15 protein-coding genes and 1 riboswitch are annotated in these 15,982 nt (G+C 44.8%); all 15 genes read right to left on the reverse strand.

Annotation, left to right across the window (positions count from 1 at the left end; all coding sequences use genetic code 11):
• Positions 1–7 precede the first annotated feature (7 nt).
• Positions 8–2,101 (reverse strand): ornithine carbamoyltransferase, encoded by a 2,094-nt coding sequence (argF, locus tag WKT00_RS07700; RefSeq protein WP_340262685.1) that lies wholly within the window; start codon positions 2,099–2,101, stop codon positions 8–10.
• Position 2,102: 1 nt separating this feature from the next.
• Positions 2,103–3,047 carry an SPFH domain-containing protein gene (locus WKT00_RS07705; RefSeq protein WP_101695161.1) on the reverse strand — a complete coding sequence of 315 codons (945 nt, stop codon included), beginning with the start codon at positions 3,045–3,047 and terminating at the stop codon, positions 2,103–2,105.
• Positions 3,040–3,483, reverse strand: a complete 444-nt coding sequence (locus tag WKT00_RS07710; protein ID WP_101695162.1) for an NfeD family protein — start codon at positions 3,481–3,483, stop codon at positions 3,040–3,042. Before WKT00_RS07710 ends, WKT00_RS07705 begins: the two co-directional genes overlap by 8 nt.
• Before the next feature lie 128 nt (positions 3,484–3,611).
• On the reverse strand, positions 3,612–4,406 hold the full coding sequence (locus WKT00_RS07715) for a TrmH family RNA methyltransferase (RefSeq protein WP_340262689.1): 795 nt from the start codon (positions 4,404–4,406) through the stop codon (positions 3,612–3,614).
• Positions 4,407–4,480: 74 nt separating this feature from the next.
• Positions 4,481–5,122, reverse strand: a complete 642-nt coding sequence (locus tag WKT00_RS07720; RefSeq protein WP_101695164.1) for a potassium channel family protein — start codon at positions 5,120–5,122, stop codon at positions 4,481–4,483.
• 29 nt (positions 5,123–5,151) lie between these two features.
• Positions 5,152–6,531: a TrkH family potassium uptake protein gene (locus WKT00_RS07725; protein ID WP_101695165.1), complete on the reverse strand. Its 1,380-nt coding sequence runs from the start codon at positions 6,529–6,531 to the stop codon at positions 5,152–5,154.
• A gap of 172 nt (positions 6,532–6,703) precedes the next feature.
• On the reverse strand, positions 6,704–7,393 hold the full coding sequence (locus WKT00_RS07730; RefSeq protein ID WP_101695166.1) for a response regulator transcription factor: 690 nt from the start codon (positions 7,391–7,393) through the stop codon (positions 6,704–6,706).
• On the reverse strand, positions 7,386–8,882 hold the full coding sequence (locus WKT00_RS07735) for a sensor histidine kinase (RefSeq protein ID WP_101695167.1): 1,497 nt from the start codon (positions 8,880–8,882) through the stop codon (positions 7,386–7,388). Before WKT00_RS07735 ends, WKT00_RS07730 begins: the two co-directional genes overlap by 8 nt.
• A gap of 168 nt (positions 8,883–9,050) precedes the next feature.
• A complete protein-coding gene (metK, locus tag WKT00_RS07740; protein WP_101695168.1) occupies positions 9,051–10,238 on the reverse strand; it encodes a methionine adenosyltransferase in 1,188 nt (395 codons plus the stop codon).
• Positions 10,239–10,358: 120 nt separating this feature from the next.
• Positions 10,359–10,457: riboswitch (SAM riboswitch) on the reverse strand.
• 143 nt (positions 10,458–10,600) lie between these two features.
• Entirely contained in the window at positions 10,601–11,893 is a 1,293-nt protein-coding gene (locus WKT00_RS07745; RefSeq protein ID WP_101695169.1) for a UDP-N-acetylglucosamine 1-carboxyvinyltransferase, read from the reverse strand.
• A 139-nt stretch (positions 11,894–12,032) separates the two neighbouring features.
• Entirely contained in the window at positions 12,033–12,530 is a 498-nt protein-coding gene (locus WKT00_RS07750) for a shikimate kinase (RefSeq protein WP_101695170.1), read from the reverse strand.
• 202 nt (positions 12,531–12,732) lie between these two features.
• Positions 12,733–13,101 (reverse strand): hypothetical protein, encoded by a 369-nt coding sequence (locus tag WKT00_RS07755; protein WP_101695171.1) that lies wholly within the window; start codon positions 13,099–13,101, stop codon positions 12,733–12,735.
• Between the two features lie 48 nt (positions 13,102–13,149).
• Positions 13,150–13,674 carry a methylated-DNA--[protein]-cysteine S-methyltransferase gene (locus WKT00_RS07760; RefSeq protein ID WP_340262701.1) on the reverse strand — a complete coding sequence of 175 codons (525 nt, stop codon included), beginning with the start codon at positions 13,672–13,674 and terminating at the stop codon, positions 13,150–13,152.
• A 98-nt stretch (positions 13,675–13,772) separates the two neighbouring features.
• A complete protein-coding gene (locus WKT00_RS07765; protein ID WP_101695173.1) occupies positions 13,773–14,432 on the reverse strand; it encodes a V-type ATP synthase subunit D in 660 nt (219 codons plus the stop codon).
• Positions 14,433–14,606: 174 nt separating this feature from the next.
• Positions 14,607–15,980, reverse strand: a complete 1,374-nt coding sequence (locus WKT00_RS07770; protein ID WP_101695174.1) for a V-type ATP synthase subunit B — start codon at positions 15,978–15,980, stop codon at positions 14,607–14,609.
• Between the last annotated feature and the right edge of the window lie 2 nt (positions 15,981–15,982).

Raw genomic sequence — 15,982 nt, forward strand, 5'->3', positions numbered from 1 at the left:
CCCTGCCTTACCACTCGCCCAGTGTCGCTACCATAATCGCTTTAATCGTATGCATTCGATTTTCCGCTTCATCAAATACTTTTGACTGCGCAGATTCAAACACTTCATCCGTCACTTCCATATCATTCAGACCGTATTTTTCTTTGATCTCTTTCCCAATCTTTGTCTCCAGATCATGGAACGCCGGCAGACAATGTAAGAAGATCGCTTCTTCTCCTGCATTTTTCATCACTTCGCTTGTCACCTTGTAAGGAGACAATTCGCGGATCCGCTCTTCCCAAACTTCATCCGGCTCTCCCATGGACACCCATACATCTGTATATACTACGTCCGCATCCTTCGTGCCTTCCTTCACGTCTTCGGTCAACGTAATGGTCGCACCGCTTTCCTTGGCATATTCCCGGCACAGGTCTACCAATTCCTGATTTGGAAAATAATTCTTACTGGTGCATGCCACAAAATGCATTCCCATCTTCGCACAGGCAATCATCAGCGAATTTCCCATATTATAGCGGGCATCTCCCATATAAACGAGACGAATTCCCGCCAGTTTTCCGAAATGCTCCCGAATTGTCAGAAGATCCGCCAACATTTGTGTCGGATGAAATTCATTGGTTAATCCATTCCAAACCGGAACGCCGGCATAGTGGGCAAGCTCTTCTACGATTTCCTGTCCATAGCCACGGTACTCGATTCCGTCAAACATTCTTCCCAACACTCTTGCGGTATCTGCAATACTTTCCTTCTTCCCGATCTGAGATGCACTCGGCGCAAGATAAGTGGTTCCCATTCCCATATCATGGGCAGCAATCTCAAAGGAACATCTGGTTCTGGTACTGGTCTTTTCAAAAATCAGTGCCACATTCTTCCCTCTGTAATAATCAATCGGAACTCCGTTTTTCTTTTTCTCCTTCAAATCTGCCGCCAGATCAAGCAGGTATGTGATCTCTTCTGCTGTATAATCTTTCAGTGTCAAAAAATTTCGTCCTTTTAAATTCATCTTTCGTCCCTCTTTCAATCTCATCAATACGTGTACGAACCTTGGAAGGTCCCATTGGTTGCATAAAAATTCATGTTTCTTACATATTATACCATATAATTCATCCACTGTGTATATCTGATACTTTGAAATCCGAAGTAATTTCGCCGCCGCTTCCAGCATTCCCAGATATAATTCCTTTTCACTGCTTGCAAATGACAGCTTCAGCTGGAAGGCAATTTCTGCTTTTTCCATGTCCCGAAGCCCCGACAATAACTCTTCATAATAAGCATCTTCATGTGTCTGCTCCAAATAATAAATGGTTCCTTCCAGCCCATACAGCATTCTCTTCGCATCAAAATATCCTATCTTTAGATTCTGCCTGCTTCTCTTTTTCGAAAACTCAATAATACTGCCCAGCTTTACGCGCGGCGCAATCACATATTTCTCCCCGCTCTGCGGCATCCGAACCTTCGGCTCCCGCCCCGGCCCATAGATTCTGACTTCAATCACATTCTCATATCCGCGTTTCACTAAAGAACCCAGCGGAACATTATTCACCACGCCGCCGTCCAAATAAGTTTTACCATGGAGCGGTTCATTCTTAAATCCCAAAAGGTAAGCACTTGCCAGTAAGAAATCTTCTAACAATCCCTCGGGAATATCCTCAAGCGCAAGATCCAGCTCCTTCATCTCTGTTACAGAAAATGTAAGCAGGAAGAACTCCACTTCCGATGTCCGAATCGCCTCTTCATCGATCATCTCATGGATGAGTTTTTTAAGCGGTGTGATATCCACACCGCCTTCTTTGAGCTTTCCCCATAATTCATTTAGTATTTCCCGTACCGGCGTCTCCCGGCGAAACAGACGTTCCATCCACTCATCTTCCACGTCCATCACTTTGGAAAATGTTATTTCACTCCAGATCTCCTCTGCTTTTTCCACGTCTCCCATGCAAACGAGGGCGCCATTTAATGCGCCCACGGATGTACCCGCCACTGCACTGATTTTGACGCCGGCTTCCCGAAGTGCCTTCCACGCTCCGATCTGGTATGCCCCTCTTGCACCGCCTCCATCAAATACAAGGCCATATTCTTTTGTCATATCAAGGACTGGTTTCATATTACTCCTCTTTTTCCCCAATCTCTACCAACGATTTTACGAGTCCTGCAATTCCCTGAATTTCTGACGGAATGATAATCTTTGTTGCCTTTCCGTCTGCCGCTTTCTCAAATGCTTCCAAGCTCTTCATAGTAAGTACTGCCTCATCTGCTCCGGCTTCCTTCAGATAACGGATACCGTCTGCATTTGCCTGCTGCACCTTAAGAATGGCCTCTGCTTCACCTTCTGCCTCACGAATCATCGCTTCCTTCTGAGCCTCCGCATGAAGAATTGCCGCCTGCTTATCCGCCTCCGCATTTAAAATAGCAGATTCTTTGTGACCTTCTGCCACCAGGATGGTAGACTTCTTCTCACCTTCCGCGCGAAGAATTGCTTCTCGTCTTTCACGCTCTGCCTTCATCTGCTTCTCCATCGCATCCTGAATCGCTGCCGGAGGAATAATGTTCTTAAGCTCTACACGATTCACCTTAATTCCCCAAGGATCCGTTGCCACATCAAGAGATGCCCGCATCTTGGTATTAATCGTCTCTCTGGACGTTAATGTCTGGTCAAGCTCCAGATCTCCGATAATATTTCTAAGAGTCGTTGCCGTCAGATTTTCAATCGCCATAATCGGGCTGGCAACACCATAACAGAACATCTTTGGATCTGTAATCTGATAGAACACAACAGTGTCAATCCGCATCGTTACATTATCCTTTGTAATCACTGGCTGCGGCGCAAAGTCTACAACCTGTTCCTTCAAATCTACCTTTCTTGCCACGCGATCAATAATCGGGATTTTAAAATGAAGCCCGGTTCCCCATGTCGCCTGATAAGCTCCCAGTCGTTCAATTACCAGCGCCTGTGCCTGTTTTACAACTCTGACACAAGAAATCAGAACCAACACAACTACAATCAACAAAACGAACAACAACATAATTCCTACTACGCCAAAACTACTCATGTCTTTCCTCCTTCTCCCTCACAATCAGTTTTACACCCTGGATTCCTTCGATCACAACTACCTTATTTTTTGCGATCTTTCCATTTGGTTCATCCGTTTTTGCGGACCATTCCTGCCCCCGGACTTCTACCAGCCCCGCAGCCTGCAAGGTATCAATATCTTCCAATACCAGCGCCTGCTGCCCGATCAGGCTCTCCGCATTCGTCTTCTGCCTCTCCTGATTAAAGTATTTCACTGCAATCGGCCTTGTCAACACCAGAAGCAGAACCGAAACCACAAGGAACACCAGAATCTGAATTCCCGTTCCGAAGCCAATCAGCCCGGCAGCCATAGCCGCCAGCGCTCCGCCTGCAAACCAGATTGTCGTCAAACCCATCGTTACAATCTCAATAATCAGCAAAATCACAAAAATCGCAAGCCAATATATTGTCTGCATAAACGCCTCCCCTTCCCATACTGCTTAGTATATCTTTTTTCCATATTACTATACTTCGGAATGAATTACTATACTTTTTTTCATCTTGCCTTTCGGATTCTGACGTCTTCTTTTTATATTTTCAAAATTCAGACGTTTTTTCTTCTCTGTCTTGCTGCTTCAAACATCAGCACCGAAGCTGCAATCGCTGCATTCAGAGATTCTACCTGCCCTTCCATTGGGATCTTTACATAGGTATCCGCAAGACCTGCAATCTCATCGGATAGTCCATTTCCTTCATTTCCAATCAAAAACGCACACGGCTCTATATAATCTTCCTCGTCATAATCGCGAACTCCACCAAGATGTGCTGCATAGCTTTTAATGCCCATCTCCTTTAAGTTTTCCAGTGCATCTGCCAGATCCGGGACATAGACAAAAGGCATCCGATAGACGGAACCCATGGTAGAACGAATCGTCTTGGGATTATAAAGATCGACACAATCCTCACTCAGAATAATTCCGGTCACCCCTGCGCCCTCTGCCGTCCGAAGAATGGTTCCAAGATTCCCCGGATCCTGAAGACGCTCTAGCACCATCAAAAGCGGGGAGTCTCCCTGCGCCACTTCTGACAACGTATAATGCTTTTGCTTCACTACGCACAGAATCCCCTGCGGCGTTTTCGTATCTGACGCATACTGAAATACGGAATCCGACAATTCTTCCAGCTTAGCCTGGCTCTTCTTCATCACCTGCCGGATGACCTCGCCTTCCTTCTTATAAAAAGATTCCGATACATACACTTCCTTAAGAAGCTCCGGCGGCACTTCCCGGAACATTCGGATCCCCTCGGTCAGAAATACGTCCTCCTCTTCTCTTACTTTCCTCTTCTTTTTCAGGTTTACCAACCTCTTCACTCTGGCGTTTGACGTACTTGTTATCATATGTTTCAACCTTTCTCTTTTCGCTTCCTTCTATTAATCTTACGATGTTCCACAGCCCTCACACTTTACAGCGTCTATATTTTTTCCAGTGCATAGTTGGAACCTATAATGATGAGTGTCATATCTTCCTGCAGAGCCCTTTCCGGATCTGGGTTCACTTCTACCTCTTCTCCTATTTTGATACCGACTACATTGACGTCATGGGATCGCCGCACATCTAGCTGCTGCAACGACTTACCTACCCATTCCTTCGGAATGGCAATTTCAATAATACTGTAATCCGGCGACAATGCAATCCAATCTGCGAAATTAGAAGACATCAATGTTTTCGCAACTCTAACCCCCATCTCCATCTCTGGGAAAATCACCGCATCTGCCCCGATCTTCTTAAGAATGGTTGCATGAAGCTCATTTTTTGCCTTGGCAATTACATAGGGTACTCCAATTTCTTTTGAAACCAACGTCGCCATAACACTGGCCTCCATATCATCTGCAACGGCAACCACTACGCCGTCCAGGTTCCGGGTTCCAAGAGATTTGATAACCTCCGGATCTCCTGCATTTGCCTTGATTGCATAGGAGACCTGTTCCGATATCTCCTGCACATGTTCCATATGATTATCCACCGCAACCACTTCACAGCCAAGCTGCTGCAGTGTTACCGCTACACTCGCTCCAAAACTTCCCAGTCCAAATACCGCAAACTGCTTTTTCATCTTGATACCTCCATATGTTTCCCTGTTCTCTATCCAACCATAATCCGTTCCTGTGGCAATTCTCGCAGCTTATCTTGCGGATTTTGTTTTCCCGCAAAAGAAAGCGCCAGTGTCATCGGTCCAATTCTTCCTACATACATTAAAAACATAATAATCACCTGACTGACCCGTTTCAGCTGCGGTGTCAGATCCGCTGTCAAGCCCACCGTTCCAATTGCAGAACTCGTTTCAAACAAAACATCCGTCATCGCAACACTGTCCTTTTCAATCATAAGTATCGCCAAGGTTCCTCCAATCAAAATCAAAAAAGCAAGTGTTACTACTGCAAAACCTGTACGAAAATTTGAAACCGTAATTTTTCTTCCAAAACACTCTGCGTCTTTTCCTCCCCGGATCAAAGTAATACACCACAGCACCAGCATTGCAATCGTTGTCGTCTTCACACCGCCGGCAGTTCCTCCTGGCGAACCACCGATGAACATCAGGATACTGCTGACCAGTTTGGTCTCCTCGTGCAATGCCCCCTGCGAAATCGTGTAAAATCCTGCTGTCCTTGTCGTCACCGACTGGAACATGGATGCCATTACCTTATCGCCCAATGGCATACCGCCCAAGGTATCCGGATTACTGTATTCCATCAGAAAGACGGCAAGAGCTCCAACAAGAAGCAGTACCAGCGTCGTCACAATCGCAAGCTTAGAATGAAGTTTCAGCCTGGTAAACCACCATTTTTTCGGCACTTCTTTTTTATAAATGCGGCGTACATTTCCAATCACGTCATACCATACAACGAAGCCGATACCGCTGAGAACAACTAGCATCATCGTCGTAAAATTAACGAGTGGATTGCCCGCATAGCCTGCTAGGCTGTCTGCGCCCAAGATATCGATTCCCGCATTACAAAATGCAGACACTGCGTGAAATACCGCATAGGCAGCTCCGCGAAGCAGTCCGTATTCCGGCACAAACTGAAATGCATACAAAAGGGCTCCCACACCTTCCACCACGAAAGTACCGAGAATGACTTTGCGCACCATGCCAACCACGCCTCCGAGTCCATCCATACTGTAACTTTCCTGCATAACCACACGTTCTCTTAGCGTAATTCGCTTTTTTAAAAGCAGGAAAAAGGCCGTCGCACAGCCTATGACGCCTAGACCGCCAATTTGTATCAAAATCAACAGAACCACCTTTCCCACAACGGTAAACTGCGCTGCCGGCACGATGGTCACAAGTCCTGTCACACACACTGCTGATGTAGACGTAAACAACGCGTCCATAAACGCAATCGGCTCCTGATTACAGATGGGAAGCCACAACAAAAAGGCTCCTGCCAAAATCACACCGAAAAATCCCACCGTCAGGATACGCATCGTATTCCAACGGATATTTTTCTTTTTTTGTCGCATGTTACTCTCCTTTATCTATCTCTATGAATCCTGTTTTAAGATTTTGAATCTATCATAGCACATCTGACAGACAGAAAAAAGAGGCAAGGACAATCCTATCAAATTCCATTGCCCTTGCCTTTTATAACATTCACTCTCCAATATTTTCCTGCGACACTGCTTTAGGAGCTTCTTACACTTTAAAGCGGTAACCCACGCCCCAGATGGTCTCAATATACTGTGGATTTGAAGTATCCATTTCTACCTTTTCACGAATCTTTTTAATATGAACGGTTACCGTTGCAATATCCCCGATGGATTCCATATCCCAGATTTCCCGGAAGAGTTCCTCCTTCGTATATACATGGTTCGGATGACTTGCCAAAAATGAAAGCAGATCAAATTCTTTCGTTGTAAACGTCCTCTCTTCTCCATTGACCCACACACGCCTTGCGGTTGTATCGATCTTCAATCCGCGAATCTCAATTACCTTATTGGCCTCCATCATGCTTCCTGTTAAGCGGTCATATCTTGCAAGATGCGCCTTAACCCGCGCCACTAATTCGCTTGGGCTGAATGGCTTGGTCATATAATCGTCTGCTCCAAGTCCCAGTCCCCGAATCTTATCAATATCATCCTTCTTCGCCGATACCATAATAATCGGTGTATTCTTTACGTCCCGGATCTGACGGCAGATATCAAATCCATCAATTCCCGGAAGCATCAAATCCAGAATATAGAGATCATAATCTTCGTTCAGTGCCTTTTCCAGCCCTTTTTCTCCATCATTGGCAACCTGAACCTCAAATCCGCTAAGCTCCAGATAATCTTTCTCCAGTTCTGCAATCGCTTCTTCATCTTCTACGATCAATATTTTACTCATGAATTGGTACCTCCTGATATTTTCTTATAACAAAGTACATTGTCGTTCCCGTCTCTTCCCGACTCGTTGCCCAAATCTTTCCACCGTGATCCTCAATGATCTTCTTCACAATGGAAAGTCCAATTCCGCTTCCGCCCTTGGACGAATTTCTAGACGCATCCGTCCTGTAAAAACGGTCAAATATATTAGGCAGATCTTTTGCTGCAATTCCTTTTCCGTTATCTTCCAGTTCGACCTGTACAAAATCGCCTACATCTTTGACTCTCAGATTAATCTTCCCTTTTGGTTTATCCATATATTTCAGCGAATTATTCACAATATTATGAACGACTCGCTTAATCTGTTCTGCGTCCGCAATGATTTTTACATTGTCTGCAACATAGTTGAAATATCCAAATTCTACATTCCGCGATTCCATTTCCACCGCCAGATCTTCCGCGCAGTCATCAAAGTACGCATTTACTGACAACGTATTGAAATTATACGGGATACGATTTGTATCAATCTTCGTATAGAGCGTCAGCTCATTGATCAGCGTATTCATTTCTGTCGCCTTATTATAAATCGTCCGAATATAACGCTCCATCTTCTCCGGTGTATCCGCCACTCCGTCCATAATGCCTTCTGCATATCCCTTAATTGTCGTCACCGGAGTTTTCAGATCGTGGGAAATATTACTGATCAGCTCTTTATTTTCTTTATCATATTTGATTTTTTCTTCCACGTTATCTTTCAGGCGCTTCCGCATATCTTCCAGATCTCGGCAAAGCTGACCTAATTCATCATCCGACGTTGGATTCAATTCAAAATCCAAATTTCCTTCTTTAATATTCTTTGCGGCCAGCTGCATCTTTCCAAGCGGCTGCATCACACCGCGATAAATCCAGAAAATCAAGAGAGCCGCGGTAAATACCAGTACCAAAATCACACAAAATACCATACTTACCAGAAATTCTTCTACTTCCGGAATCATATTACCGACATCTGATACGATATAGGCGCTACCTTCATCGCCATCTCTATAAAGAAAGTCCACCTGCTTTACCAACGCCTGAACTTCACCGCCAAGATAGACGCCATTCTTAGATGTCGATTCAGACTCTCCATACTCCGGAAGCTGCAAAATCACATGATCCGCCTCTTCCATTTCCGTTCCCACATAGATAATCGTATCTTCTTTCCGCACCAAAAGATACGATTTCTTACCTCTTAACTTCTTGTTGAACTCTTCCAGAGATGTCGCATCCTCCATTTTTTGCGGACTCTTTCTAGCCATCTCACTTAATTCCTTGTAGGGTTTCTCCGTCACCTGTGAAATCACCGTCATAGAATTAGAAAAACTTTCCACAGTGGTCCCAGATATCTCGTAGGCCTTATCAATGGCGCTCATCTGATACCGTCCCATCACACACAGGATCGTAACGCTTAATAACACCGGAATGGTAATTACCGTAATAAAAGCTATAATCAATCGGGTTTTCAATTTCATAATCTTCGCCCTCGTCATTCATCATAATACATGTGTAATTATACCACGCATGTCGAAAAGGCACACGAAAACCCATATAAATATTTCTTAAATTTCTGTAAAAGTAAATTCGGGACGGAGTTTTTTGCAAAAAACTCCGTCCCGAATGAAAATTACCCTGTCCCTTTTTTAAAGATATTTTCTTAAATTATCCACTTTATCCACTTTTTCCCATGGAAGATCCAGGTCATTTCTTCCGAAATGTCCATACGCTGCTGTCTGTTTATAAATCGGTCTTCTCAAATCCAACATCTTAATGATACCTGCCGGTCTCAAGTCAAAGTTCTCTCTTACGATGTCTACCAGCTTCTCTTCGGAAATCTTACCTGTGCCAAAGGTGTCAATCATAATAGAGGTCGGATGTGCCACGCCGATTGCATAAGACAACTGGATCTCGCATTTCTTTGCAATTCCTGCCGCAACAATATTCTTTGCAACATAACGCGCTGCATACGCCGCAGATCGATCCACCTTCGTGCAATCCTTTCCAGAAAATGCTCCTCCGCCATGACGCGCCATTCCACCGTAGGTATCTACGATAATCTTACGTCCTGTCAATCCGCTGTCGCCGTGAGGACCACCGATCACAAATCTTCCTGTCGGATTAATGAAAAACTTGGTCTGATCATCCACCATTCCTGCCGGAATAGTCACATCAAATACATGTTTCTTAATATCTTCGTGAATCTGCTCCTGCGTAACCTCTGGATCATGCTGGGTAGAGAGTACGACAGCATCTAATCTTGTCGGAACCCCTTCCTCATCATACTCTACCGTTACCTGTGTCTTGCCATCCGGACGAAGATATGGCAAGGTTCCATCTTTTCTGACTTCTGTCAATCTTCTTGCCAGCTTCTGTGCAAGTGCACTTGGATAAGGCATCAGCTCTGGCGTCTCATCAGTCGCATAACCGAACATCATTCCCTGATCGCCAGCTCCGATCGCTTCCAGTTCCTCATCGGACATCGTGCGCTCTTTTGCTTCCAATGCTTTATCTACTCCCATAGCAATATCGGAAGACTGTTCATCGATTGCTGTAATCACACCACAGGTATGTGCATCGAATCCATATTTTCCACGGTTATATCCAATCTCATCTACCGTATCTCTTACAATTTTCTGAATATCCACATATGCATTCGTGGTAATCTCTCCCATAACCAACACGAGTCCTGTTGTAATTGCAGTCTCACATGCCACACGGCTCATTGGGTCTTGCTCCATAAGCGCATCCAGAACTGCGTCCGAAATCTGATCACAGATCTTATCCGGATGACCTTCGGTTACTGATTCGGATGTAAATAATCTTTTTTCCATCTTTCGTTCTCCTTTCACACCAGTTTGGGTGTCTTTTTGTGCTTTCTCTTTGGACAGATCCTTGCAGCGAAAAAAACAGTCCGCTTAAGCGGACTGCTTTATATTCTCTATAAATCAATCCTCTTATTGTTCGATTACTCGCTCAGGTTGGCACCTTCCACAACATGGGGTTGCCGCAGCTTCTCAGATCCTTTGTATCTCCACTGCTCTGAATAAGAGAAAGTCTTATTTATGATTCGTCTCCCGTACATCTTGTATATGTACGCCTAAGACTCTACACGCTTTTATTCGTATTGTCAATACCTATTTCCCTAATCAATCGGAAAATCTAACTAACCTTCCGCAATCAACCGGAAAGTCTACTAACTAACCTTCAGTTTGAACTTCTGAATATCCCGTTCTGTCTCAACCTTTTCGATCACGCCGCCAAGACCGCGAAGCTTCTCTTCAAACCGCTCGTATCCTCTCTGAATATACACGATGTCATCTACGATTGTAATTCCATCCGTTGCAAGTCCGGCAATGCAAAGCGCTGCTCCCGCACGCAGATCCGGCGCGCTCACTCTTGCTCCTGAGAACTTCTCCACGCCTTCAATGGTAGCAGAATTGCTCTCAACCTTCACATTTGCTCCCATCCGAGCAAGCTCATCCAGATATTTGAAACGATTTTCAAAAATACTCTCGGTAATCGTGCTGGTTCCCTTACAAAGTGCCAGCGTCACACCAATCTGAGGCTGCATATCCGTTGGGAAGCCAGGATATGGCAATGTCTTTACATGGGTACTGGTCAGATCCCCTTTAGAAACCACGCGTACTGCGTCGTCAAATTCTTCTACTTCACAGCCAATCTCTACCAATTTGGCAATCGTTGCTTCCAAATGCTTTGGAATCACATTTAATACGGTTACGTCACCCTTCGTTGCCGCAGCCGCAAACATAAATGTTCCCGCCTCGATCTGGTCCGGAATCACAGAATACTCCGTTCCATGAAGGCGCTGTACTCCACGGATCTTAATTACGTCCGTTCCTGCTCCTCTGATGTTGGCTCCCATACTGTTCAGGAAGTTTGCCACGTCAACAACATGAGGCTCTTTCGCAACGTTCTCCAGAATTGTAATCCCTTCTGCCATCGTTGCAGCCATCATCACATTGATCGTTGCTCCAACACTTACCACGTCAAAGTAGATATGCTTTCCAGTCAGGCGCTCTGCCTCTGCCATAATCTTTCCATGCTCAATATCCACTTCCGCGCCGAGCGCCCGAAATCCCTTCAAATGCTGGTCAATCGGTCTGCTTCCAATATTGCATCCTCCCGGAAGCGCTACCTCTGCACGTTTATATTTTCCAAGAAGCGCTCCCAAAAGATAATAGGACGCCCGAATTTTCTTTATATAATCATACTCGATGTCAACATCAGTAATGCTTTTTCCATTAATTTTGACAGTATGTCTGTCAACCCGATAGACGTTTGCTCCGATTCCGGCAATGGCATCCAAAAGCACATTGATATCATTTACATCCGGAAGATTGTCAATGGTTACTGTCTCATCTGTCATAATTGCTGCTGCAAGAATTGCAAGTGCCGCATTCTTTGCACCGCCGATCTCCACTTCTCCTACCAGCGGATGACCGCCTTTTATAATATATTGTTCCATATTGCACCTCAATATTTGCTCTAATTTCCAATCATATTCTAGATTATTATATCATAGAATCCATATTTGTAAAATATTTTTTACATTTATGTAACTAATCCGTAATATTTTACCAGTTCCAATACCAATCCAATATTCTTTATGTATGCAATACGTCCAGCACTTTCTGAATCGTATCTTCCAATCGCAAGCCATCTTCACAGATCGTAATATCTGCATATTTTTCAAACAACTGCACTCTCTCATCGTACAGATCTTTCAAGGTCTGTCCGTCTCTAAGCACAACTCCCCGGTTCTTCGCGTTTTGTATTCTTCTATTTATTGTATCATAAGATGCCTGAAGATATACAATCGTTCCGATTTCTTTGTAATGTCTCATTGCATTCTCACAATATACCACACTGCCTCCGGGCGAAATTACTGCATGATGCACGTCAAGTTCTGCATTCACCCGATCCTCTACTTCGAGAAATCCTTCAATTCCCCGCTCGGCGATAATATCTTTCAACAGCATTTTTTCTTCTTCCTGAATCAGAATATCGGTATCGACAAAATGATACCCCAGCCGTTTTGCAACGATTACTCCCACTGTACTTTTACCAACTGCCGGCATTCCGATAAATACAATATTATCCATATAGATGCCTCCCCTTTTGTAAAATTACAGCCCAGCCAGCCTGATATTCCCCGCTGAACCGTCTATATATTCTATCATATGCCGCAAGACACCGCAAGGAAACATTTACAATTAAATAGCGGTAATCGTTGTTCATAATCACGAAAAAGGCAACGAAAAAAATAATCGCTCACAAAACAGCGATTATTTTTCCCTTCTTTTGTCAGAAATATTTCTTTCTTCGTGCGCGTTCTTCCTGCCTTCTCCTGCACAATTCCTGATAGGTCATTACCTGAATCAGATCTTCAAGCTGTTCCTCCTCCCAGATTTCATCCAGTTCTTCCTCTTCCTGCACCCGCTTCCCAATCCGCCTGCACAAAAGACGAAGCTGCAGAAGATCCGGGCATTCATCATACATCATACTCGCCGTATATTCCAGGCGGTCACACTCCTCTTCCACGTATGGAAGCAGACGCTTTGCAGTCTTAGGATACAAGCTCTTCATATACTCATAATCCCTGCGGTTCTTTTTCTCATCGTCATACATAAGCGGCATAGGATACACCATATAATAAGGCAACCGTTCTTCCATTTATAGCCACACTCCCACCAATACTGCTCAATGTTAGTATATGCATCTCTATCCTCTTCGGTCACTTTGCACTGCTTCGCTTAATACGCCTTCTAACTCCAACAGCTTCCGTTTTCTTTCAACGCCTCCGGCATAACCGGTCAAGCTTCCCCCAGCTCCCAAGACTCTGTGACACGGAACAATCACAGGGATCGGATTATGCCCAACTGCACCGCCTACCGCCTGCGCCGACATGCTGACACCCCCTCGTCTTTTCGCGAGCTTTGCCGCTATTTCTCCATATGTCCTCGTTTCTCCATAAGGAATTTCGCAAAGGAGCTCCCACACTTCCTGCTGAAAACTTGTTCCAATCAGATGAATTGGAATTTGAAGCTTCGGCTCCTGACCGGAAAAATAAAGATCCAGCCAGCATTTCACATCTTTAAAAAGAGGAAGCTTACGCTCCTCATATTCGCTGCCTAAACCACGGGCAAAATACTTCTGCCCCTCAAACCATGCGCCAGTCAGCCCTTTATCATCTGCTGCCAGCAGCATCTTGCCAAGGGGTGATATATAACTGCTAACGTACTCCATAGTCTTCGCCCTTTCATCCATTCATTTTAACAAGAGCCTTGCACCATTTAGGCGCAAAGCTCTCCCTTTATCTTTTCTCTTCTTTTTCTATTCGCTTATCAGGCTCTTTCGCTATAATGATGTGCTTCTTCCAACATCATATCTTTTACCTTCATCAGTCGAATCTGAGAACTTCTTTCGTTCTCATCCAGCTTCATGGTAATATATTTGATCGTTTCCTGAGCCTCCGGAATCGTCACATGTTCCAACGCATTCACACGGCGTCTGGTCTTTTCAATTTCCGCCGCCATCAGCTGACATGCTTTTTCCGTCTCTGCAAGCTTCAACATATCCGGCAAAATATCTGCCAAAGACTTCACTGCACCATCCAAATCACTTGATGTAAATGCAAATCCATAGGAATAGATATCATTTGCGTCTGCAGTTCTTGTCTTTGTCTCAAAGACTGGAATATCAACACTCATAACATTTTTTTGTCCCACAGAAAGACTGACCTCCTGCTTCGGCGCCATCAATGCCGTATTCAATGTCGCTTCATCCATACCAGCTTTTGCAATGACAAAATTCTTGTTTGCAGAAAGGATTCCGGCCTCTACTTTTTTACGAAGTGCCATATTCTCCTTCACCAGATCCAAAAACTGACGCATCAACTCATCTCGCTTATCCTTCAGGAGTTTATGTCCCCTTCTGGCGGTGACGAGTTTTTTCTTGGTTCTAGTCAATTCCATTCTGGTAGGAGTAATCTGCTTTTTAGCCATCTTTACCCTCCTTCTTCGAGCTTGGAGCTTACGCCCCTATGCAATTCTTACGCCATGCTCAGCTCGAAGCCGCTTCGCGTCTTCTCGCTGTGGGCAGTCGCCCTATGCAACTGTACAGAAACATCCATTTACATGCAAGCATGCAACGGCTGTTTCTGTACATCTGCGCATGGCTTATTGCTTTCCATAATATTGATCTAAGAATTTATCGTCGATACGTTTCAGCTCTGCTCTAGGAAGCATTGACAGGAGTCTCCAGCCAATTTCTAGTGTCTCTTCAATAGAACGGTCTGTGTTGTATCCCTGGGATACATATTCCTTCTCGAATGCTTCTGCAAACTCAGCGTATTTCAAATCAATTTCGGTTAACGCCGCCTCGCCGAGGATGGTCATTAATTCTTTGGCATCCTTACCACGAGAATAAGCTGCAAACAGCTGGTTCATGGTATTGGAATGGTCAGCTCTGGTCTTTCCTTCGCCGATTCCCTTATCTTTCAGACGTGACAAGGATGGCAGTACATCGATCGGCGGCTGTAAACCTTTCCGGTATAACTCACGGCTTAAGATTACCTGTCCCTCTGTAATGTATCCTGTAAGGTCCGGGATTGGATGAGTCTTATCATCTTCCGGCATGGTCAGAATTGGAATCATGGTAATACTTCCGTTCTTTCCTTTCTGGCGTCCGGCTCTCTCATACATGGTTGCAAGGTCTGTATACATATATCCTGGATATCCACGACGTCCAGGCACTTCTTTTTTCGCTGCTGAAATCTCACGGAGCGCATCTGCATAGTTGGTAATATCCGTCAGAATAACCAATACGTGCATATCTTTTTCAAACGCCAGATATTCTGCTGCGGTCAGCGCCATACGAGGTGTGGAAATACGCTCTACAGCCGGATCATTTGCCAGGTTGATAAAGAGAACGGTTCGATCAATTGCTCCGGTCTCTTTAAAGGATTCAATAAAGTAGTTAGACTCTTCAAACGTAATACCCATGGCCGCAAATACAACCGCGAATTTCTCATCTGTTCCACGCACCTTTGCCTGCCTTGCGATCTGCGCAGCAAGCTGTGAATGCGGCAGACCAGAACAAGAGAAAATCGGCAATTTTTGTCCACGTACCAGTGTATTCAGTCCATCAATCGCAGATACACCTGTCTGGATAAACTCCTCTGGATATACACGTGCCGCCGGATTCATAGGAAGTCCGTTGATATCTCTTCTTTCCTCTGGTAAGATCTCCGGACCATCGTCAATCGGACGTCCCAATCCATCAAAGACACGCCCCAGCATATCGCCGGATACGCCAAGCTCCATGGTTCTTCCAAGAAAACGCACCTTACTGTTACTTAAGTTGATACCAGCCGCATTTTCATAAAGCTGTACTACGACACTGTCGCCATCCACTTCCAGCACCTTACAGCGGCGTTTTTCGCCGCTTGCAAGTTCAATCTCTCCCAGTTCGTCAAAGGTAACGCCTTCGACACCTTTTACCATCATCAGCGGTCCGGCAACTTCCTGTATAGTTCTATATTCTTTTGGCATGG

The organism is Dorea sp. ICN-14282 (assembly GCF_037890115.1).
Taxonomy (GTDB): Bacteria; Bacillota; Clostridia; order Lachnospirales; family Lachnospiraceae; genus Dorea_B; species Dorea_B phocaeensis.